This window comes from Actinocorallia aurea (assembly GCF_054783995.1).
This window is the reverse complement of record NZ_BAAGPQ010000015.1, coordinates 433,408-454,173: the sequence shown is the minus strand read 5'-3', so window position 1 is coordinate 454,173 and position 20,766 is coordinate 433,408. Positions and strand designations below refer to the sequence as shown.

Genomic DNA, 20,766 nt, shown 5'->3' with positions numbered 1-20,766 from the left:
TCACCAGCTCGTGGACAGCGGCATCCCCTCGGCGTACCCGGCGGCGCCCTGGACTCCGACGACGGCCCTTTCGTGGAACTCCTCCAGGGTGGAGGCGCCGGCGTAGGTGAACGAGCTGCGCACGCCCGCGACGATGACGTCGATGAGGTCCTCGACGCCCGGCCGCCTCGGGTCGAGGTACATCCGCGATGTGGAGATGCCCTCCTCGAACAGCGCCTTGCGCGCGCGCTCGAACGGGGTGTCTTCGGCGGTGCGCAGCCGGACTGCCCTTGCCGAGGCCATGCCGAAGCTCTCCTTGTAGAGCCTGCCGTCGGCGTCCTTCTGCATGTCGCCCGGCGACTCGTACGTGCCGGCGAACCATGAGCCGACCATGACGTTGGAAGCGCCCGCCGCGAGGGCCAGGGCTACGTCCCTGGGGTGGCGCACGCCCCCGTCGGCCCAGATGTGCCTGCCGAGCCGCCGTGCCTCGGCGGCGCACTCCAGGACCGCTGAGAACTGGGGCCGTCCGACGCCGGTCATCATCCGGGTCGTGCACATCGCGCCGGGCCCGACCCCGACCTTGACGATGTCCGCGCCCGCCGAGACGAGGTCGCGGACCCCTTCGGCGGTGACGACGTTGCCCGCGACCAGCGGGACCGAGGGCCCGAGGGCCCGGACGGCCTCCAGCGCGCCGATCATCTTCTCCTGGTGGCCGTGCGCGGTGTCCACGACGAGCACGTCGGCTCCCGCGTCGAGCAGGGCCTTCGCCTTGCCCGCCACATCTCCGTTGACGCCTACGGCGGCCCCGATGCGAAGGGAGCCTTCGGCGTCCACGGCGGGGCTGTAGAGGGTGGCGCGCAGGGCGCCCGTCCGGGTGAGGACGCCGACGAGCAGTCCCTGCGGGTCGACGACGGGGGCGATCCGGTGGCCACGGGCGTGCAGGACCTCGAAGGCCTCCTGGGCGAGCACGGTGTCCGGGAGCGTGACCAGGTCGCGGGACATCACGTCGCGTAGTTGGGCGAACCTGTCGACGCCCTGGCAGTCGGCCTCGGTGACGATCCCGAGCGGCCTTCCGTCCTCCTCGACGATCACCGCGTTGTGCGCGCGTTTCGGCAGGAGGCTGAGCGCCTCCCCGACGGTGTCGCCGGGGCCGAGCCGGATCGGGGTGTCGAACACCAGGGAGCGCTTCTTGACCCAGGAGATGACATCGGCGACGACTTCCGCCGGGATGTCCTGGGGGATCACCGCCATCCCGCCCCGGCGCGCCAGGGTCTCGGCCATTCGGCGACCGGAAACAGCGGTCATGTTCGCGACGACCAGTGGAATCGTGGTTCCGGTGCCGTCCGAGACCGTCAGATCGACGCCGAGGCGCGATCCGACCGCCGATCGCGACGGAACCATGAAGACGTCGTTGTAGGTGAGCTCGTGAGCTATGCGCTCAGCGTTGAGCAGCCGCAAGGTGGCGCCAATCGTCCGGGGAACAACTCCGTTCCGCTTCCTACCCACGGGTGCCGCGGGGAAATTCCCGCGGTGCCTCTTGACATCCTTTGTTAGATCATTGAAATTTTCTCACAGGGCCTTGGCGGGGAGGAGGACGAACCTATGCAGGTCAGGCTCCTGGGCCCCGTGGAACTACGCGACGGGGAGCGCGGCGCGGTGCCGGTCGGGCCGCGGGCGCGCGCGGTGCTGGCGGCGCTCGCGCTGGAGGCGGGGCGGCCGGTGAGCGTCGCGCGCCTGGTGGGCGCGGTGTGGCCGGGCGAGCCCCCCGCCACGTCGACGACCCAGATCCACGGCTGCGTCTCGGCGCTGCGCCGGGCGCTGGGCGCGGACCGCGGCCTGCTCGTCACCCGCCCGCCGGGCTATCTGCTGAAGCTGGACGCCGAAGCCGTGGACGCGCTCGGGTTCGGCGCCCGGGTGCGCGCGGCGCGCGCCGCCGAGCGGGCCGGGGACGCCGAGTCGGCCGGGCGGCTGCTGAACGAGGCGCTGGGCGGCTGGGCGGGTCCCGCGCTGGCGGGGGTCCCGGGCCTGCACGCGGAGGCCGCGCTGCTGGAGGAGCAGCGGCTGCTCGCGCTGGAGGAGCGGATCCGCGTCGATCTGGCGCGCGGTGCCGCGGCCGAACTCGTGCCGGAGCTGACGAGACTGTGCGCCGGGCATCCGCTGCGCGAGCGGTTCCACGCGCAGCTCATGGTGGCGCTGGCCCGCTCGGGCCGCCGCCCGGAGGCCCTCGCCGTGTACGGGAGGGCCCGCCGCGTCCTTGTCGCGGAGCTGGGCCTGGAGCCGGGCCCGGAGCTGCGCCGCACCCATCTGGACGTGCTGGCGGGCCCGCCGGCGGCCGAGACTACGCTGCCGCACGACCCCGCCGATTTCACCGGCCGAGAGCGGGAGCTGGCGCGTGTTTCGGCGGTGCTGTCGGCGGCGGGGGCGCCCGCGGGGCTGCCGATCGTCGCGGTGAGCGGCAGGCCGGGCGCGGGCGCGACGGCCCTGGCGGTGCGGGCCGCGCACCGGATGCGCGCGCGGTTCCCGGACGGCCGCCTGTACGTCGATCTGAACTTCACCGCCGATCCCGCCGAGGCGCTGGGCAGGCTGCTGCGGATGCTCGGGGTGGACCCGCCGCCCTGCGGCCTGGCCGAGCGCGCTGAGCTGTACCGGGCGCGCACGCATGGGCGGCGGCTGCTCGTCGTGCTGAACGACGCGGGGAGCGAGCGGCAGGTGCTGCCGCTGCTGCCGGGCGGCGAGGGGCCCGCGGTCCTGGTGACCGGGCGCAGCAGGCTGAGCGCGCTGCCCGGAGCGGTCCATGTGGAGCTGGCGCCGCTGCCCGCGGCCGACGCGCTCGCGCTGCTGGCCCGGATCGCGGGGCCCAGCCGAATCGCGGCGGAGCCGGCCGCGGCGGCCCGGCTCGTGGATCTGTGCGACAGGCTCCCGCTCGCGGTGCGCGCGGCGGCGGCGCGGCTGGCGGGCAAGCCGCACTGGCGGCTGGCCGATCTGGTGCGCCGCCTGAGCGACGAGGACGGCAGGCTCGGCGAACTGGCCCACGGCGACCTCGATGTGCGGCCGGGTCTGGCCGCCACGCACGCCCGGCTCTCCGCCCCGGCCCGACGGGCGTTCGCGCGGCTCGCCGATGGATCGTTCGACCGGGAGGAACGGGATGATCCGGGGCGTTCTTCCTGCCCGGACGGCCCGGAGGGCGACGACGCACTCGAAGAACTGGTGGACGCGCGGCTCCTGGAAGCTGTGCCCGGTCCGTCCGGCCGTGTCGGTTTTCGACCGCCCAGCCTCGTGCGCTGCTTCGCCCGGGAACTCACCTTGCGGCCAGAAGTGGGAAACGCCACCGAGGAATGGGGCTGATCACAGGTGCTGTTCCGACGTGCGCGGCAGGGCCGCAGCCGTTCTTTCGGACATCTCAGGGGGCCGGGCCGCCGGTTCCTGTGCGATGGAACGGGGCAAACACGAGCAAGATCAAAATTTCCCACTTCCGGCTGGAAAATGTAAGGATCTTGCGAACCCCATTCGACAGGAGGACTCCCCTTGCTGGACGCAGTGGACTCCGTGCTGGTCCGCGAACTCCAGCGGGACGGCCGGGCGACGTTCCAGGCTCTCGCGGATCGCGTCGGGCTCTCCCGCACGGCGGTCAGAGCCCGGGTGCAGAGCCTGCTCGAACACGGCGTCGTCCGTGTCGTAGGCATCGTGCACGCCCGGGTCATCGGGGCCAGCGCAGTCGGTCATCTCGCCGTCACCAGCGCAGGCCCCGCCCGTGAGACGGCGCGCGAAGTGGCCAAGCATCCCGCGGTCTGCTTCACGGGCCTCGCCACCGGAGGCCGCTCGGTCCTCGCCGAGGCGCGCGCCCGCGACGACGTGGCGCTCGCCGACGTCGTCGACGAGATCAGGCAGCTCCCCGGAGTCGCCGCGGTCGAGGTGTTCCGCTCCGCCGAGGTCGTCAAGGACGCCCACTCGGTGGTGCGCAGACTCGGCGACGTGGCGCTCGACGACATCGACTGGCGCCTCCTGCAGGAGCTCCAGCGCGACGGCAGAGCCCCCTACACCCGGCTCGCCGGGATCATCGGACCGTCCCAGGCGGCCACCAGAGCCCGCGTGGTGCGCCTGATGCGCTCGGGGGTGATCCAGGTGACCGGCCTGGCCGATCCGGCCGCCCTGGGCAGCCAGGAGCTCGCCACGTTCGGTGTCGTCGTCGGGGGGCCGGTCCGCCGTGCCGCCAAGGAGATCGGCGCGCTCGACGGCGTGCGGTACCTCTCGGCGGGCTTCGGCAGGTTCGATCTCCTCGGGCGCGCCGAGGCGGGCTCGGCGGCCGGGCTCGTCGACGTGCTCGACGCGGTCCGCGCGACCGGGCACGTCCGCGAGCTGGACTCCTGGCAGGTGCTGGAGGTCGTCAAGGAGTCGTACGCGGCGGAACTCCCGGACCGCGCGTGAATCGTTGGCGTAACTAGTTACAACCGGTGGCTTTCCGTCATGTTCGGGACCGGCGGGCCGCGGTGCCATACCGTCGTTGGCATGAATCTGCGGCAGCTGCGCTACGTCGTGGCCACCGCCGACCACGGCACCATGACGTCGGCGGCACAGGCGCTTTACGTCGCTCAACCCGCTCTCTCCCGGGCCGTGCGGGAGCTGGAGCGTGAACTGGGGATAGAGCTGTTCGCCAGGTCCGGACGGGGGGTCGTGCTGACCGCCGCGGGGGAACAGGTGGTGCGCCAGGCGCGCATCGCGCTCGAGGCGGTCGACGCGATCGAGGCGGTGACGCGCGGGCAGGGCCGGGGGTCGGAGCTGCGCATCGCCGCCACGCCCACGCTGGAGCCGGAGCTGACCGCCCGGCTCCTGCCGAAGTTCGCCCGCGAGCAGCCCGCGGTGAAGGTGCGGGTCGTGCGGTGCGACGGACGCGAGGCGGTCGGGGCCGCGGTGCGGACGGGGCAGGCCGACCTCGCGGTCACCGACCTTCCGGTGCCCGGGGACCTCGCCGCCCACCCGTTCGACCAGCGCGAGGTGGTCCTCATCTCGCCGCCCGCGCTCAAGCTGCGCGACCCGGTGTCGCCGGCGGCGATGGAGGGGCTGCGCCTGATCGTCCCGACCCGCGGGACGGCCCGGCGCGCCGAACTCGACGCGATGCTCGGCGCGATCGGGGCGAACATCGTCGTGGCGGTCGAATCGGATGAGCGCAGCGCCTGGCCGGGGTGGGTCCGCGCGGGCCGCGGCTCACTGCTCTGGTACCGCAACCAGGTCGAGGACACCGACGGCCTCGTCGTGCGGTCCCTGATGCCGCCCGTCACCCGCACCATCGGCCTCGTCCACGCCCACCGGCCCCTTCCCCAGGTGGCGCGCGAGTTCCTCGCCTACGCCAAGGAGCACGGGAACTAGACGAGCCCCAGGGCCACCACGTGGTCGAGGGCGTGTCGGGCGCCGGCCACGTCGTGGACGCGGAACATGCGGGCCCCCAGGTGGGCCGAGACGCCCAGGACGGCCATCGTGCCGACGCCGCGCTTGTCGACGGGGCGGCCGAGCGCCTCGCCGATGAAGTCCTTGTTCGACACGGCGACCAGAACCGGCCACCCCGTGGCCACCATCTCGTCGAGTCGGCGGCTGATCTCCAGGGACTGGCGGGTGTTCTTGCCGAAGTCGTGGGCGGGGTCGATGAGGATGCCGTCGGGCCGCACGCCGAGCCCGACGGCCCGCTCGGCCTCGGCCGTCACATGGCCGATGACGTCGGCCACCACGTCGTCGTAGGCGACCCGGTGGGGGCGCGTGCGGGGCCGCTGGCGCCCGGCGTGCGCGCAGACCAGGCCGAGGCCGTGCTCGGCGGCGACGGCGGCGAGTTCGGGATCGGGGCCGCCCCAGGTGTCGTTGAGCAGGTCGGCGCCCGCGCGCGCCACCGCGTCGCCGACCTCGGCCCGCCAGGTGTCCACGCTGATCACGATCGCCGGGTGCCGCTCCCGGACCGCCGACACGGTGTCGACGACCCGGCGCAGCTCCTCGGCGACGTCCACGTCGTCGCCGGGGCCTGCCTTGACGCCGCCGATGTCGATCACGTCGGCGCCGTCGGCGACCGCCTTGTCCACGGCCGCCATGGCCGCGTCGAATCCGTAGGTGGCGCCCTTGTCGAAGAACGAATCGGGGGTGCGGTTCACCACGGCCATCACCGTGGGGCCGTCCAGGATCCGTCCGCCCAGCCGCAGTGTCACCGTGCTCCCCTCCCGGGCGTTCTCCGCGATCACCCGGCGAGCCATCCTAGGTTCCCTCGCGAGCGGGACGGGCTTCGGTGAATCGGATTCGGTCGAAACCAACCCCGGACTACTCAGAAGGACACTTAGGTGGATAACCTCTTCTTTCACACAATTATGTGTGTTGTTCTTGACAGTCAGTGCCCTCGCGGCACATCAGAGGGGGGTTCCGCTGACCAGGCGAGCGCTCATCACCGGCATCACCGGGCAGGACGGTTCCTACCTCGCCGAGCACCTGCTCGAGCAGGGGTACGAGGTCTGGGGACTCGTGCGCGGCCAGGCCAACCCCCACGTGGCGCGGCTCCGCAAGCACATCGGCGATGTCAAGATCACCACCGGTGACCTCCTGGATCAGGGATCGCTGATCTCCGCGGTCGAACGGGTCCAGCCGGACGAGGTCTACAACCTCGGGGCCATCTCCTACGTGCCGATGTCCTGGCAGCAGGCCGAACTGACGGCCGGGGTCACCGGAATGGGCACGCTGCGCGTCCTGGAGGCGATCCGCGTCGTCAGCGGGATCAGCGGCTCGCGCTCGACCGAACCCCGCTCCCAGATCCGCTTCTACCAGGCGTCCTCCTCGGAGATGTTCGGCCAGGTGCGCGAGACGCCGCAGAGCGAGTTGACGCCGTTCCACCCGCGCAGCCCCTACGGCGTGGCCAAGACCTACGGCCACTTCATCACCCAGAACTACCGCGAGTCCTACGGCATGTTCGCCGTCAGCGGGATCCTGTTCAACCACGAGTCGCCGCGCCGCGGGGCCGAGTTCGTCACCCGCAAGATCACCCTGGGGGTGGCCAGGATCAAGCTCGGGCTCGCCCAGGAGCTGCGCCTGGGCAACCTGGAGGCCCGGCGCGACTGGGGCTTCGCCGGCGACTACGCCAAGGCGATGCAGATGATGCTCGTCCAGGACACCCCCGAGGACTACGTGATCGGCACCGGCGTGACCCGCTCGGTCCGCGAGCTGGTGGAGCTGGCGTTCGGCCGGGTCGGCCTGGACTGGGAGCGGCACGTGGTGCTCGACGAGCGCTACACCCGCCCCGCCGAGGTCGACCTGCTGTGCGCCGACCCGAAGAAGGCCCGCGAGCAGCTCGGCTGGGAGCCTGAGGTCTCCTTCGAGGAACTCGTCGCCATGATGGTCGACTCCGACCTGGCGCTGCTGTCGGCCTCCGACCGCCCTGACGAGGAGCCGTTCAGCCCCGACCACTGGTAGCGGCCGGCCCCGCGCCGCCCTCGGTTGCCCTGCGGGCGGCCCGGAAGCGGCCAACGGCTTGTGGGACGGACGGGGCGGCCGTCAGCGTGGGAGCATGCGCGACGATCACCGATGCGGCCACGCGGGGGACCACGGCCTGCCCGGCGGCCTGCCCGGCCCGGTCGCGGACGCGCTCGCCCTCTACCGCGAGATCGTCGCGCGGGAGGGGGCGAACTGGAACGAGTCGGCCCTGTCGCTGTACGGGCCGCTCGTCCCCTATCTGCGGCATGTCTCCCATGTCGAGCTGCTCGCCTCGCCCGTCCTCGCGGGACTTCGCGCCGGGCTCTCCCTGGACGACGCGATCGACGCCGCGCCCTCCCGCGACATGCCGTCGGCGTTCCGCGACGCGCTGCGCGGGCGGGTGCCGGACGGGGTCGCGGTCCTCGGGCTGACCGACGCCTTCCAGGACGGGGAGGTGCGCTTCCTCGGGCCGGAGACCCGCCAGCCCGTTCTGGCCGGGGAGCCGTTCGAGCTGCTCGTCGTCGTGGAGTCGGCGGCGTCGGCACCCGTCGAGGTGGCGCCGCTCGGGACCGTCCAGCCGGGCGGGTGCCTGGCCGGGACCCTGGACGCGCGCGGAGGGCCGCTGCTCGTCGGCGGGCGGGAGGTGGCGCTGCCGGAGACCGTCCGGGAGACGCCGAAGGCACGTCTGCGGCTTCGCTCGCCGGAGCCGTGCCGGTGGAGCGTGCTCAGCCCCGAGGGGCGGGGCTGGTTCCCCGAAGGCGTGCTCCGCAAGTGGGACGCCCACGGCCGCGCCTACTTCCACGGCTCAGACGTGGTCCTGGACGTCCCGGCCGAGGAACTGACGGTGACCGCGGCCCGAGGCATGGACTTCGGCACGGCCACGGCCGGAATCCGCCCCTCCGAGGGGGAGACCGCCCTCGTGGAACTCGATCCCGCGCCCGTCCGGGATCCGGCGGCCGGCGGCTGGTACGGCGGCGACCTCCACCTGCACCTCAACTTCGCCGGGGACCAGGTCGCCGGGCCCGCAGACGCGGCCCGGATGCAGGCGGGCGAGGCGCTGCACGTGCTGAACCCCCTGGCGGCCAACGCCACCACGGACTTCGTCTACGACCGGGAGGCGCTCGCGGCTTGGGCGGGCCGCGACCTGCCCTGGTCGGGGCCGGACCGGATCGCCCGGATGGGCGCGGAGTACCGCAACGACCTCCTGGGGCACATCGCGTCGTTCGGAGCCGAAGGCGAGCCCTCCCGCTTCCACTCCGGCCACCCCGCGTCCGGCCGGCCCGCCGACCGCCCCTCCACGGCCGCGATGTGCGCGGAGATCCATGAGCGCGGCGGGATCGTCACCTGGGCGCACCCGCTCGGCTCCGACACGCCCGACCCGCTCGACGCGCTCTTCCAGGGGGTGCGCTCGTGCGCGGCCCGCGAACTCGTCGTGGACGCCGCCCTCGGGCTCGTGGACGGCCTCGACGTCCTCACCCACCTGTCGTGCACAGGGACGGCCCGCATGTACCGCAGGCTTCTCGGCGCGGGGGTGCGCCTGGCCGCTACCGCGGGGACCGACGTGATGCTCTCCTACGGACGCCTGGCGACGTACTCGAACCCGCCTGGCTGGGCCCGCGTGTACGCCCGCCTGGACGGGCCGCTCACCGTGCCCGCCTACCAGGACGCCATACGCGCGGGCCGCACGTTCGCCACGAACGGCCCGTGGCTGGCGCTCGACGTCGCCGGACACGGGCCGGGGGAGAGGGTCACCGCGGAGCCCGGCCACTGGCTGCGGGCCCGTGCCACCGTGACGGGCCCGCGGAACAAGGTCCGGATCTACGACGCCGAAGGGATCGTCGCCGAGGGGGAGGGAGAGGCGGAGGTCGCGTACGACGTGCGCCATCCGACCTACCTGGTCGCCGAGGCCGAGGGCCCGTCCACCCCGGAGGTCCTCGACCCGCGCGGCGCCTACGCGCACACCAGCCCCGTCCACGTCGACGTCTCGGGCCGGACCGCCGCCCGGGCCGAGGATCTGCGCTGGTGCCTGCGCTGGATCGAGCGCCTGGCGGCGCTCCTGGACGCGCGCGCCCACGACCCCGACCCCGCCCTCCCCGGACTGCTGGAGAAGGCGGGGGCGGTCTACCGGGGCCGCCTGGAGGCGCTCAGCCCTTGACGCCCGACCGACGCTCAGCCCTTGATGCAGATGAGCTGCCGGAGGTGCGCCACGACCTCCACGAGGTCGCTCTGCGCCGCCATGACCGACTCCAGGTCCTTGTAGGCGCCCGGGATCTCGTCGATGACGCCGGAGTCCTTGCGGCACTCCACGCCCTTGGTCTGCTCCTCCAGGTCCGCGACGGTGAACCGCTTGCGGGCCTGGTTGCGGCTCATCTTCCGGCCCGCCCCGTGCGACGCGGAGTTGAAGGCGGCGTCGTTGCCGAGCCCTCGGACGATGTAGGTGCCCGTCGCCATCGAGCCCGGGATGATGCCGAGATCGCCCCGGCCCGCCCGGATCGCCCCCTTGCGGGTGACGATCACCTCGACGCCGTCGTACTCCTCCTCGGCCACGTAGTTGTGGTGGCAGGAGATGGGTTCCTCCCACCGCACCCTGCGGCCCCTGAACTGCGCGATGACGGCGTTCACCGTCAGCGCGAGCATCATCGCCCGGTTTCGCCGGGCGTATTCCTGCGCCCAGAACAGATCGTGCCGGTAAGCGGCCATCTTCGCGGTTCCGGTAAGGAATACCGCGAGGTCCGGATCGGGTAGATCCTGGTTGTGCGGTAGGTTTCGTGCAGCTTCGATGTGCACTTCCGCGAGCTGGTTCCCGATGCCCCGCGAGCCCGAATGCAGCACCACCCAGACGGCCCCGGCGTCGTCGGCGCACAGTTCCCAGAAGTGGTTTCCGCCGCCGAGCGAACCCATCTGCTTGCGTGCCCGGCCCATGTCACGCCGGACGGCCGGCGCGAGGTCGTCGAAGGACTTCCAGAACTCGTACCAGCCCCGCTCGCGCAGGCCCGGAACCCCGGAGGGGTCGACCTCGCCGCGGTGCATCCCGCGCCCGACGGGCAGGACCCGCTCGACCTTCGAGCGCAGCGGCCCGAGGTCCTCCGGAAGGTCCTCCAAGGTCAGGGAGCTCTTGACCGCCGTCATGCCGCAGCCGATGTCCACGCCGACCGCGGCCGGCGAGACCGCGCCGCGCATGGCGATGACCGAGCCGACCGTCGCGCCCTTTCCGTAGTGGACGTCCGGCATGACCGCCATTCCGTGCACCCACGGCAGCGCCGCGACATTCCGCAATTGATCCAGCGCCTGCTGCTCGACCGTTTCCGGGTCGGCCCACATGCGGATCGAAGCGGATCCGCCGGGAAGTCTCGTGAATGGCATCACCGTCTCCTTTTCCTCGTCCTGTTCGGTGGGCGCCTCGACGATCAAAGCCGAAAGGGAGGGCGGAGATCAAACGGTTTTCCGCGCTACAGATCGGGATCGTGCGGCTTCGCGTCGGCGACCGGGCGCAGCGACTCGCGCAGCGGCACGATCATCATCGAGAAGTCCGCGGAGGCCACGACGCGGTCCTCGTGGTCCTTGACCCGGCACTCCACGATCACGAGCTGGCGGCCCGCCTTGATCACCTCGGCGTGCGCGAAGACCATGTCGCCGTTGGGCCGGCCGAGGTAGCGCACGTGCAGGTCGGCCGTCACCAGGCTCTGCTCGCCCGGCCGGAACCCGCTGCCGCGCGCCGCCGCGGTGCCCGCCGCGACGTCGATGAGCGTGGCGATCGCGCCGCCGTGGAGGTTGCCGGTGCTGTTGAACGCCTCCTCGCGGACCGGCATCGACACCACAGCGTGGCGCGTCCCGATCTCCACCACCTCCAGGGCGAGGAGGTGGTGCAGGGGCGTGTTGCGGCGCAGTTCGTCGCGGATGAAGGCGCGGTCCGCCTCCGGAAGGTCGGCCACCCGGATCACGCCGTCGCCCGGCACCTGCTCGCTCTCGCTCATTCCTGTCCCCTCTTCCCCGGCGCGCTTCACCCGCCGCGCGGATGCCCGTGCGCGCGGCCATCCATTATCCGAGGACCCCCGCGCGGGATCGGGTGAGGGGTGCCGAGCCCCCCGGAAGCCCCTTTCCCATAACTCAAAGTATTCATCCGATCGCAAATCCGTGCTCATGGGGTCCAAAGTTCTTCGTCGCCGTAACACACGTGATAAACCGGTGCAGCGCCCACCGATACCGGTGCCGGCCGACCGGGATGTCTTAGGTGAGTGTTCAGTGTTCGAGGAGGGTGTGCCGATGCGGCACGCGCGCGATGGGGCGACGGCGGCGATGAACGCGGCCTCCCAGGTCCTGGCCGCCCGGGGTAAGGCCGAGCCACAGGAGTTCGACAACGCCGACGTGCAGTGGGCCACCCGCGCACGCGACGGCGTGTGGGCGCCGACCAGGGACCGCCAGCGCATCCACGTCGGCATCGACTGCCCACCCGACCGCGCGGCGACCGTGCTGCGGCCCAGCCTGCGGGTCTTCGTCGGCATCGACGTGGACACCGACATCGTCGCCCAGACGACCCAGGACGGTATCCGCCTCGTCACCGTCGTGCACGGCCCGGAGGCGCCCACCTCCTTCCGGTTCCCCGTCGGCCTCGCCGAGGGACTCGCCCTGGAGGCGATGCCTTCGGGCGGCTTCGACGTGGTGAACCTCCGCTACGGCGCCACCGTCGGCCGCTTCTACACGCCGTGGGCGTGCGACTCCCTCTTCCGCCCCCTGGCCGCGCGCTGGGACCTGGAAGGCGGCGCGATCATCATGCGGCTGCCCCACGAGGGCGCGGCCTACCCCGTCGTGGCCGATCCCCATTACGGAATCTGAGGCGCGTTCGCGCACTACACTGCGAGCCATGATTTTCACCCACGACACCGAGCACGCCCTCGACGTCATGGTGGATCTGGTCAACAGTGCGGCGGACGGTGCCGAGGGGCTGCCCGATCTCCCCGCGCTGGCGGCGTTCGTGGACGGCACCGGGGCCAGCGACGTGCCGCCGCTGACGGACGCCGACCTCGCCGCGGTGCGCGCGCTGCGCACGCGGTTCCGGGAGATCTTCGACGCCGGCGAGACGGCGCGGGCGGTGCCGCTGATCAACGGACTGCTCGCCGAGGTGGGCACCGCTCCCTACCTCACCGACCACGACGGGCACGGCTGGCACGTGCACTACTTCGCGCCCGGATCCCGCATAGGCGAGCACCTGGCCGTCGACTGCGGGATGGCGCTCGCCTACGTCGCCGCGGCGGGGGAGCTGGACCGGCTGAGCTCGTGCGCCGCCGAAGGCTGCGACCGGGTCCTGGTGGACCTGTCGCGCAACCGCTGCCGCCGCTTCTGCGACAGCCGCACCTGCGGCAACCGCGCCCACGTCGCGGCCTACCGCGCGCGCCGCCGCGCGGGCTAGGACGCCGCGCGTTCCGCCCAACGCCTATGCTGGGGGGATTCGCAGGCGAGAGGGGTGGTTCGGGGTGCGGTTGCTCGACCGGCACGGCAGGCAGGCCACCGACTTGCGGGTCTCGCTCACCGACCGGTGCAATCTGCGCTGCTCCTATTGCATGCCGCCCGAGGGCCTCGACTGGCTGCCCAAGCCCGACGTGCTCACCGACGACGAGGTCGTCAGGCTCGTCGCGATCGGCGTCGAGCGCCTCGGCATCACCGAGGTCCGGCTCACCGGCGGCGAGCCGCTGCTGCGCCGCGGCATCGTCGGGATCGTCGAGCGGGTGGCCGCGCTGGAGCCGCGGCCGGAGGTCTCCCTCACCACCAACGGGATCGGCCTCGCCAAGGTCGCCTCGGGGCTGAAGGAGGCGGGCCTGGCGCGCGTCAACGTCTCCCTGGACACCCTCGACCGCGAGGTCTTCCGCAGGCTCGCGCATCGCGACAGGCTTCCCGACGTCCTGGACGGCATGGCCGCGGCGGCGGAGGCGGGGCTCACCCCCGTCAAGGTCAACGCGGTGATCCTGCGCGGGGTCAACGAGGACGCGGCGGTCCCGCTCCTGCGGTTCTGCCTGGAGCGCGGGTACGAACTGCGCTTCATCGAGCAGATGCCGCTGGACGCCCAGCACGGCTGGGACCGGCGGGAGATGGTCACCGCCGACGAGCTCCAGGCCCTGCTGGCGACCGCCTTCACCCTCACCCCGCTGCCTTCGGCGGACCGGGGGAGCGCGCCCGCCGAACGCTTCGCGGTGGACGGCGAGGGCCTGCGCGGGCGCGTCGGCGTCATCGCCTCGGTCACCCGGCCCTTCTGCGGGTCGTGCGACAGGGTCCGGCTGACGGCCGACGGGCAGATCCGCAACTGCCTGTTCGCCCGCGAGGAGTCCGACCTGCGGGCGGCGCTGCGCGGCGGGGCCTCGGACGAGGAGATCGCCGAACGCTGGGCTGCCGCGGTCCTGTCCAAGATGCCGGGCCACGGGATCGACGACCCGTCCTTCCTCCAGCCGGACCGCCCGATGTCGGCGATCGGCGGCTGACCCGCCCGAGATCCGGGAAGGGGTGGACTTGTGAGCACATCTCAGACGGACGGTGCGGGAAGCCCCGGCGAGCCCTTCGACGCCGTGATCCTCGCCGGAGGGGCCGCGCGCAGGTTCGGCGGACAGGACAAGCCCGGCGCCATGGTCGGCGGTGTGCCGCTGATCGAGCGGGTGGCGAGCGCCGTCGCCGACGCCTCGCGCACGATCGTGGTCGGGCCCGTGCGGCCCGGCATGGAGGCGGTGTTCGTCCATGAGGACCCGCCCGGCTCCGGGCCCGTGCCGGCGCTGCGCGCGGGCCTCCAGATCGTCTCAGCCCCCCGGACCGTCCTGCTCGCGGCCGACCTGCCCTTTCTCACCGCCCCGGTCGTCGCGGGGCTCCTGGCGCATCCCAACGCCGTCCTGGTGGACGCCGGGGGCCGGGACCAGTGGCTGACCGGGGCGTGGCGGACCGACACGCTGCGGGTCGCCCTGGAGACGTACGCGGGCGGTTCCTTGCGCGGCCTGCTCGACCCGCTCGGCCCCGTCCGCGTCGCGGCCGAGGCGCATTGGTCGGACTGCGACACCCCCGAGGACCTGGCACGCGCCGAGGAGAGGCTCCGATGAAGGACTGGCTGGCCGAGGCGAGCGCGGAACTGGGCCTCGACCCGGCGCTCCTGGACACCGACCTGGTGCTCGATCTCACCCGGGACGTCGCCCACTCCGTCGCCAGGCCCGCCGCGCCGCTGACCGCCTACCTGCTCGGCGTGGCCGTCGGGCAGGGCGCCGACCCTGAGGACGCGGCGCGTCGGCTGAGCGCGCTCGCCCTCGCCCGCAAGCCCGCCGAAGGCTGAAGCCCGTCGCGCGGCGCCCGGCCTTCAGCCGTCGGTGGGCGCGAGGTCGCCCACCGGGACGACGTCCTTGAGGAAGTCGCGCCGGTCCAGGAACTCGCTGAGGCTTCCGCGGTGGTCGTCGCACGCCGTCCAGACCTTGCGCCGCTCGGGGGTGTGCAGCTTGGGGTTGTTCCAGCGCAGGGCCCAGGAGGCCTCGGCACGGCAGTCCTTGGCGGAGCAGATGATCTCGGGGTTGTGCACCGTTTGTCCGTTCTTTGTCTGCTGTGGATGTCGTTTCGGGACGAGTCCAGGCAACGTGGACCTTGCGCCCGAAATCGGGCGCCCCAAAGATCGGGGGACCATCATGGGTGACAGGAAGAAGCCGGCCAAGACGTCCGGCAAGGCGAAGAAGGCCGCACTCAAGGCTACGCGCGCTCAGAAGCAGGAGAAACGCTCCTCCCGGGACGACCGCCCGATGGCCATGCCTCCGGCGAACCGGGAAGAATAGTCGGCCGCCTGACGGCTGTCTGACGACAGGGCCGGAGCGCGGGCGCGCGATCGCGTCCGCGCTCCGGCGCGCTCGCGCCCGCGGCCCTCGCGCCCGCGGCGCTCACGCCCGCGGTCGTCACGCCCGAAGGGCGGTGCCGCCGGACCCGCGCAGCAGCGTGGCGAACCTGTCGCCGACCTGGCGCAGCCGCAGCTCCAGCACGTCGTCCAGCAGATCCAGCTCGGCGGCGGTCGGCACGACGCCGCCCGCCCAGCCCGTCACCAGCGTCCGCCACAGCAGCACATGCCCGTTCGGCCCCGCCGGATAGTGCGCGGCGGCCGCCTCCGGCAGCTCGCGCAGGATCTCGGCCACCGAGTTCAGCAGCGCGATCCGGACCGGGCGGGCCGCGGCCGCGGTGATCGCGCGGGCGATGGCGAGCTCGGCGCCCAGGAGCTCCGCGGGAGCCGCGCCCCGCGTGCTCAGCCCCTCGAACCGGGACAGCGCGGAGACCGCCGCGCGATGGTCGTAGGAGGCGGGCCGGGCCGCGACGATCCGGGCCGAGCGCGTCAGCACGTCGTGGTAGAGCTCCAAGGTCCCGGTGAACACGGCCACCGCGGTGTCCGGGATCTGCCGCGCGTGCCGCAGCACCACCCGGCAGACCTCCAGCCCGCCGTCCCGGCCGAGATCCCGCACGACGAAGCCCTTGCCCCGGTGCGCCTCCACCAGCCGCGCAGCCTCCAGCCGGACCAGGACGAGCTGAGCCGTGGCCCGGTTCACCGAGAACTCCGCGGCGAGCTGCCGGACCGACGGGGCGAGCGTCCCGGCAGGATAGGCCCCGGCGACGATCCGGCCCGCCAGGGTCTCGGCCATGTCGGCGACGACCGTCGTTCCCCCCACTTCGCCCTCCCGCGAGTCGGCCTGTCGGCAAGTCCGTGTCCGGGGAAGTTTAGACGGGTATGCTCCAAGCGCGATGCGCGAAGACGATCTTCAGGAGAGGATCACCCGGCATCTGTTCGAGGTGCTGAGCGAACTGCGCGTTTGCGTCACCCGGATGGCGCGGGTCCTGCCCCTGTATGAAGGGCTCCTGCCCGAAGGGGCCGGGCCGTCCTACCGCGCCGCGCTGACCCGGCTGCGGGGCGCGGCGGCCGTGATGCTGCCGGGCGCCGTCCACCAGGAACTCGCGCGCGACCTCGGCCCCGACTGGACGGGCCTGTTCCGGTCCTTCGCCGACCGGCCCGCCGCCCTCGCCACCCACGGCCAGGTCCACCGCGCCGTCTGGCACGACGGCCGCGAGGTCGCCGTCAAACTCCAGTTCCCCGGCGCACGCCAAGCCCTCGCGCACGACCTCCGCCAACTCGACCGGCTGTCCCCGCTCACCGCGGTCCTGCTGCCGCGCGCCGGATCCGTCACCTCCGGGCTGCTCGCCGTGCTCGCGCGGGAACTCGACACCGCGCGCGAAGCCGCCGCACAGCGGGCGTTCGCCGCCGCCTACGCCGAAGATCCCGACTTCCGCGTCCCCGCCGTCGTCGCCCAGGCCGGATCCTGCCTCGTCACCGAATGGCTCGGCGGGCGTCCTCTGGTCGCCGTCGCCCGGCGCGGCACCCGCACCGAACGCGACCGCGCGTCCGTCCTGCTGTTCCGGTTCGCCCTCGCCGCGCCCGCCCGCTGCGGTCTGCTCCACCTCGACCCCGACCCCGCCAACTTCCGCCTCCTGCCCGACGGGCGGCTCGGCGTCCTCGACTTCGGCGCGGTCGGCGACCCGCACCCCGCCGCCCTCGGCCCCCTCGCCCGCGCCGCCGCGGACGGAGGACCGCCCAGGATCGCCGCCGCCGTCCGGGACCACGCGATCGCGCACAGCGGGACCGACACCGACCTCAGGCCCTTCACCGAACTCCTGCGCTCCCTGGCCGCCGTCGTCCGCGAGGAGACCTTCACCTTCAGCCCTCGCTGGGTCGCCGACCGGGTCACCGAGGCGATCACCCCAGCGATGCTCACCGCGGCCCGCCACCTGGCCCTGCCCCCCGAACTCCGCCAGACCGCCCACCTCCTGCCCGCCCTCCTCGCCGTCCTCGGCGCACTGGGCGGAACCGCCGCATTCCGCGACGAAGCGGCCACCCATCTCCCCGGCTTCACCTGAACCCGAGTCCCACCCACGGCCGACGCCTTCTAGACTGACACCCCGTGAGTGATCTGTCGGCATTGTCATCGGTCCCGCCCGCGGGAGTCAGCGGACTCCACCGCGACGCGGTCCTCAAGTTCTTCTACGGGCCGATGGACTGCGGCAAATCCACCCTCGCACTGCAGATCAACTACAACCACCGCAGGCAGGGCAGGCGCGGGCTCGTTCTGACCAAACACGACAGATCCGGCGGACCCCGCGTCACCAGCCGCATCGGCCTCGACGGCGACGCCCACGAAGTCGGCGACGACACCGACCTCGGCGAACTCGTCCGCGGCGCCCAACCCCGCCTCGACTACGTCGTCTGCGACGAAGTGCAGTTCTACACCGTCGAACAGATCGAACAACTCGCCGACCTCGTCGACGAATGCGACATCGACGTCTACGCCTTCGGCCTCGCCTCCGACTTCCGCGCCGAACTCTTCCCCGCCACCCGCCGCCTCTTCGAACTCGCCGACGAGGTCTCCCGCCTCCAGGTCGAAGTCCTCTGCTGGTGCGGCCGTCCCGGCCAGCTCAACGCCCGCACCGTCGGCGGCGAACTCGTCCGCGCCGGCGAACAGGTCGTCATAGCCGACACCGACGACACCGCAGAAATCCGCTACAAGGTCCTCTGCCGCCGCCACCACAGAGCCGGCGACCTCGGACGCTGAGTTTTTGGCCTTGCCTCCGGCCCTGGGGGCCTGCGGTAGGGCGGTGATCGGGCGCTTTCGCGCTGTGTTTGCTGGCCTTGCCTCCGGCCCTGGGGGCCTGCGGCAAGGCTGTGATCGGGCGCTTTCGCGCCCTGGGCTGCCCCTTCGGCCCTGGGGGCCTACGGGGCAGCCCAGGGGCGCCCGATCACGTGAGCGGCCGCGCCTTCGGCGCTCCCTGGAAACAACCCGCGTGTGGTCGCGCCTGGCGGCGCTCCCTGGGAGCAATCCGCGCTCAGCCGCGCCTTCGGCGCTCCCTGGGAACCGGTGGTGTGAGCGGTGTCCGGCGGTTGCTCGGGTGGGGTGGTCAGGTGGGTTCGGGGGCCGGGGTGGGGTCGGGGGTGCGGGCGGAGTGGAACTCCTTGTAAGCGACCAGGAGGGTTAGGCAGAGGCCTGTCAGGGGGATGGCGGCGGGGGTGAAGGTCGTCGCCAGGACGAGGGAGACGGTGACGGCGAGGGGGAGGTACGGCTCGGTGAGGTCATGGTGCAGGACCCAGAGGGCGACCAGGAAGACGGCGACGGGGACCGTGACGGACGCCGCGGCGAGTTCGTCCGAGATGTGGGTCTCGTGCTCCAGGTGGGCCGCGACGAGCGAGAGGCCCGCCCCGACCGCGGCGCTCGCGGCGAAGACCGCGTAATGGCCGTAGCCCCAGAGGAAACCCGCGCGGGTGTCCGTCAGGCGCTCCGAGGCGTCGCGTGAGAAGTACAGCCACCACAGCGCGCTCATGATGACGACCCCTCCGATCCCCGTCACGATCAGCCTGCCGCTGGAGCCCGTCTCGAACGCCGCCTTGAACGCGAGCGTCGCCGCGGCCATCGACTCGCCCAGCATGATGAGGGTGAACAGGCCGTACCGCTCGGCGATGTGCCGCGGATGCCAGTGCGTGCGCCCCGCCCGTTCGGCGAGGATCGGCACGCCGACGTCCAGGACGGCGAAGGCGATCCAGACGGGCGTGCGCACCCCTTCGGGGACGAAGAGGAAAGCCACCCACAGGGTCTGCACGGCGAACAGGCCGCCCGCCATGCGCAGCGCGGTGGCCCGGCCGTCCGGGTCGGCCGCCGCCGCGCGCAGCCACTGCCCGATGAGCGCGGTGCGCATCACCACATAACCGACGATCATGATGGTGAAGTCGTTCTCGTCGAAGGCGCGGGACACCCCGGCCGCCATGATGAGGGAGCCGGTGATCTGGACGAGGACGGTGAGGCGGTAGGGGACGTCGTCGGTGTCGTAGGCGGAGGCGAACCAGGTGAAGTTCATCCAGGCCCACCAGATGGCGAAGAAGATCATGAGGTAGGCGCCGACGCCGTGCGCGACGTGCCCTTCGCCGATCGCGTGGTGCAGTGCGGTCCCCGCCTGCGCGACGGCGACGATGAAGCACAGGTCGAAGAACAGTTCCAGCGGTGTCGCGGCCCGGTGCTCCTCGGCGAGGTCCCGGGCCCGCATGCGCTTGTGCCACGCGTAAGCCATGGCCCGCCATCCTAGGCGCGGCACACCGACCACCGCGAACCCCGCCAAACCGCCTGACCTCGGCCGCCCGCCCGCGTCGGTCGCAGGTCTCAAGCCTGCCCTGAAACGGTGCTTTCGCGGGGTCCCTCACGGGAGTGCTGGATCTCGCGCAGCGCGACGAGCGCCGCGAGGAGCAGGCCGCAGACGAGGACGGGGGCGGGCGTGAACGTCGCGGCGAGCACCAGCGCCGCCGCGAGGAGGGCGGGCAGGGCGGTGCCGCCCGCGCGGCGGTGCAGGAACCACAGCATGACGACGAACACGGCCACGGGCAGCGTCACCGAGGCCGCCGCGAGCGGCGCGGAGACCTCCGCCTCGCCCTCGGCGCGCGCGGCCACGACCGACAGCCCCGCGCCGACCGCGGCACTGGCGGCGAACACCACGTAATGCCCGTATCCCCACACGAACGAGGCGCGCGTCGAGGTGAGCAGCACCGCCGAGTCCCGCGAGAAGTACAGCCACCACAGCGAGGCCATCACCAGCACCCCGCCGAGCGCGGTGACGACGAGCTCGGCCGTGCGGCCGGTCGCGAAGGCGGCCTGGAAAGCCAGGGTCGCCGCTCCCACGGACTCGCCGAGCACGATCAGCGTGAACAGCCCGTACCGCTCGGCGATGTGCTCCCGGTGCCAGGACGTGCCGCCCTGGGAGGCGGCGATCGGCACCGCGAGGTCGAGCAGCGCGCACACCGCCCAGGCGTAGCCGATGAGGGAGTGCGGCACCCACAGGAAGGCCACCCACAGGCACTGCACGACGAACAGCCCGGCGGCGCACCGCAGGGCCGTCGCGCGCCCGTCCGGATGCTCGGCCGCCGCGCGCAGCCACTGCGCGATGAGCGCGGTGCGCATCACCACGTAGCCGAGGACGATGACCGTGAAGTCCTCGGACTCGAAAGCCCTGGGCACGCCCGCGGCGATGATGAGGGAGCCGGTGATCTGGACGAGGACGGTGAGGCGGTAGGGGACGTCGTCGGTGTCGTAGGCGGAGGCGAACCAGGTGAAGTTCATCCAGGCCCACCAGATGGCGAAGAAGACCATGAGGTAGGCGCCGACGCCGTGCGCGACGTGCCCTTCGCCGATCGCATGGTGCAGCGCCGTTCCCGCCTGCGCCACCGCCACCACGAAGCACAGGTCGAAGAACAGCTCCAGCGGGGTCGAAGCCCGGTGCTCCTCCTCGGGATCCCGCCCGCCCATCCTGCGATGCCACCCGTGCGCCATGCCC

20 protein-coding genes are annotated in these 20,766 nt (G+C 72.6%); 12 read left to right on the top strand and 8 right to left on the bottom strand.

Going from position 1 to position 20,766, the window contains the following annotated elements:
- Window positions 1–1,437, bottom strand: coding sequence for a GuaB1 family IMP dehydrogenase-related protein (locus ACYVOM_RS21895; RefSeq protein ID WP_460305309.1), 1,437 nt, complete (start codon window positions 1,435–1,437; stop codon window positions 1–3).
- A 144-nt stretch (window positions 1,438–1,581) separates the two neighbouring features.
- Between ACYVOM_RS21895 and ACYVOM_RS21890 the strand changes: the two genes are divergently transcribed.
- From ACYVOM_RS21890 to ACYVOM_RS21880, 3 genes are all read left to right on the top strand, one after another.
- On the top strand, window positions 1,582–3,324 hold the full coding sequence (locus ACYVOM_RS21890) for an AfsR/SARP family transcriptional regulator (RefSeq protein ID WP_460305308.1): 1,743 nt from the start codon (window positions 1,582–1,584) through the stop codon (window positions 3,322–3,324).
- A gap of 180 nt (window positions 3,325–3,504) precedes the next feature.
- The gene (locus ACYVOM_RS21885; RefSeq protein WP_460305307.1) at window positions 3,505–4,404 is read left to right on the top strand and encodes an Lrp/AsnC family transcriptional regulator; all 900 of its coding nucleotides are present in this window, start codon (window positions 3,505–3,507) and stop codon (window positions 4,402–4,404) included.
- 81 nt (window positions 4,405–4,485) lie between these two features.
- The gene (locus ACYVOM_RS21880) at window positions 4,486–5,343 is read left to right on the top strand and encodes a LysR family transcriptional regulator (protein ID WP_460305306.1); all 858 of its coding nucleotides are present in this window, start codon (window positions 4,486–4,488) and stop codon (window positions 5,341–5,343) included.
- Here the strand turns inward: ACYVOM_RS21880 and folP are convergent.
- Window positions 5,340–6,209 (bottom strand): dihydropteroate synthase, encoded by an 870-nt coding sequence (gene folP / locus ACYVOM_RS21875; protein ID WP_460305305.1) that lies wholly within the window; start codon window positions 6,207–6,209, stop codon window positions 5,340–5,342. The genes ACYVOM_RS21880 and folP overlap by 4 nt on opposite strands.
- A 124-nt stretch (window positions 6,210–6,333) precedes the next feature.
- Here folP and gmd point away from each other — a divergent pair, with 124 nt between their 5' ends.
- On the top strand, window positions 6,334–7,413 hold the full coding sequence (gene gmd / locus ACYVOM_RS21870) for a GDP-mannose 4,6-dehydratase (protein ID WP_460305304.1): 1,080 nt from the start codon (window positions 6,334–6,336) through the stop codon (window positions 7,411–7,413).
- Between the two features lie 94 nt (window positions 7,414–7,507).
- Window positions 7,508–9,568 carry a CehA/McbA family metallohydrolase gene (locus ACYVOM_RS21865; protein WP_460305303.1) on the top strand — a complete coding sequence of 687 codons (2,061 nt, stop codon included), beginning with the start codon at window positions 7,508–7,510 and terminating at the stop codon, window positions 9,566–9,568.
- 14 nt (window positions 9,569–9,582) lie between these two features.
- Here ACYVOM_RS21865 and ACYVOM_RS21860 read toward each other — a convergent pair whose 3' ends face one another.
- Together ACYVOM_RS21860 and ACYVOM_RS21855 are read right to left on the bottom strand one after the other, a co-directional pair.
- Window positions 9,583–10,776, bottom strand: a complete 1,194-nt coding sequence (locus ACYVOM_RS21860) for an RtcB family protein (protein WP_460305302.1) — start codon at window positions 10,774–10,776, stop codon at window positions 9,583–9,585.
- Window positions 10,777–10,862: 86 nt separating this feature from the next.
- Complete coding sequence (locus tag ACYVOM_RS21855; protein ID WP_460305301.1) at window positions 10,863–11,387, bottom strand: PaaI family thioesterase; 525 nt, start codon at window positions 11,385–11,387, stop codon at window positions 10,863–10,865.
- A gap of 289 nt (window positions 11,388–11,676) precedes the next feature.
- Here ACYVOM_RS21855 and ACYVOM_RS21850 point away from each other — a divergent pair, with 289 nt between their 5' ends.
- From ACYVOM_RS21850 to ACYVOM_RS21830, 5 genes are all read left to right on the top strand, one after another.
- The gene (locus ACYVOM_RS21850; protein ID WP_460305300.1) at window positions 11,677–12,246 is read left to right on the top strand and encodes a hypothetical protein; all 570 of its coding nucleotides are present in this window, start codon (window positions 11,677–11,679) and stop codon (window positions 12,244–12,246) included.
- Window positions 12,247–12,274: 28 nt separating this feature from the next.
- The gene (locus tag ACYVOM_RS21845) at window positions 12,275–12,820 is read left to right on the top strand and encodes a CGNR zinc finger domain-containing protein (RefSeq protein ID WP_460305299.1); all 546 of its coding nucleotides are present in this window, start codon (window positions 12,275–12,277) and stop codon (window positions 12,818–12,820) included.
- 64 nt (window positions 12,821–12,884) lie between these two features.
- Window positions 12,885–13,883 carry a GTP 3',8-cyclase MoaA gene (gene moaA, locus ACYVOM_RS21840; protein WP_460305298.1) on the top strand — a complete coding sequence of 333 codons (999 nt, stop codon included), beginning with the start codon at window positions 12,885–12,887 and terminating at the stop codon, window positions 13,881–13,883.
- Between the two features lie 30 nt (window positions 13,884–13,913).
- The gene (mobA, locus tag ACYVOM_RS21835) at window positions 13,914–14,486 is read left to right on the top strand and encodes a molybdenum cofactor guanylyltransferase (RefSeq protein ID WP_460305297.1); all 573 of its coding nucleotides are present in this window, start codon (window positions 13,914–13,916) and stop codon (window positions 14,484–14,486) included.
- Window positions 14,483–14,713, top strand: a complete 231-nt coding sequence (locus ACYVOM_RS21830; RefSeq protein ID WP_460305296.1) for a DUF6457 domain-containing protein — start codon at window positions 14,483–14,485, stop codon at window positions 14,711–14,713. Before mobA ends, ACYVOM_RS21830 begins: the two co-directional genes overlap by 4 nt.
- 24 nt (window positions 14,714–14,737) lie before the next feature.
- Here ACYVOM_RS21830 and ACYVOM_RS21825 read toward each other — a convergent pair whose 3' ends face one another.
- Complete coding sequence (locus ACYVOM_RS21825) at window positions 14,738–14,953, bottom strand: hypothetical protein (RefSeq protein ID WP_460305295.1); 216 nt, start codon at window positions 14,951–14,953, stop codon at window positions 14,738–14,740.
- A 364-nt stretch (window positions 14,954–15,317) separates the two neighbouring features.
- Window positions 15,318–16,076, bottom strand: coding sequence for a winged helix-turn-helix domain-containing protein (locus ACYVOM_RS21820; RefSeq protein WP_460305294.1), 759 nt, complete (start codon window positions 16,074–16,076; stop codon window positions 15,318–15,320).
- Between the two features lie 73 nt (window positions 16,077–16,149).
- Between ACYVOM_RS21820 and ACYVOM_RS21815 the strand changes: the two genes are divergently transcribed.
- Together ACYVOM_RS21815 and ACYVOM_RS21810 are read left to right on the top strand one after the other, a co-directional pair.
- The gene (locus ACYVOM_RS21815; RefSeq protein WP_460305293.1) at window positions 16,150–17,316 is read left to right on the top strand and encodes an AarF/UbiB family protein; all 1,167 of its coding nucleotides are present in this window, start codon (window positions 16,150–16,152) and stop codon (window positions 17,314–17,316) included.
- Window positions 17,317–17,360: 44 nt separating this feature from the next.
- Window positions 17,361–18,008, top strand: coding sequence for a thymidine kinase (locus tag ACYVOM_RS21810; protein ID WP_460305292.1), 648 nt, complete (start codon window positions 17,361–17,363; stop codon window positions 18,006–18,008).
- A 343-nt stretch (window positions 18,009–18,351) separates the two neighbouring features.
- Here ACYVOM_RS21810 and ACYVOM_RS21805 read toward each other — a convergent pair whose 3' ends face one another.
- Window positions 18,352–19,512, bottom strand: coding sequence for a low temperature requirement protein A (locus tag ACYVOM_RS21805; protein WP_460305291.1), 1,161 nt, complete (start codon window positions 19,510–19,512; stop codon window positions 18,352–18,354).
- A gap of 89 nt (window positions 19,513–19,601) precedes the next feature.
- On the bottom strand, window positions 19,602–20,762 hold the full coding sequence (locus ACYVOM_RS21800) for a low temperature requirement protein A (RefSeq protein WP_460305290.1): 1,161 nt from the start codon (window positions 20,760–20,762) through the stop codon (window positions 19,602–19,604).
- Between the last annotated feature and the right edge of the window lie 4 nt (window positions 20,763–20,766).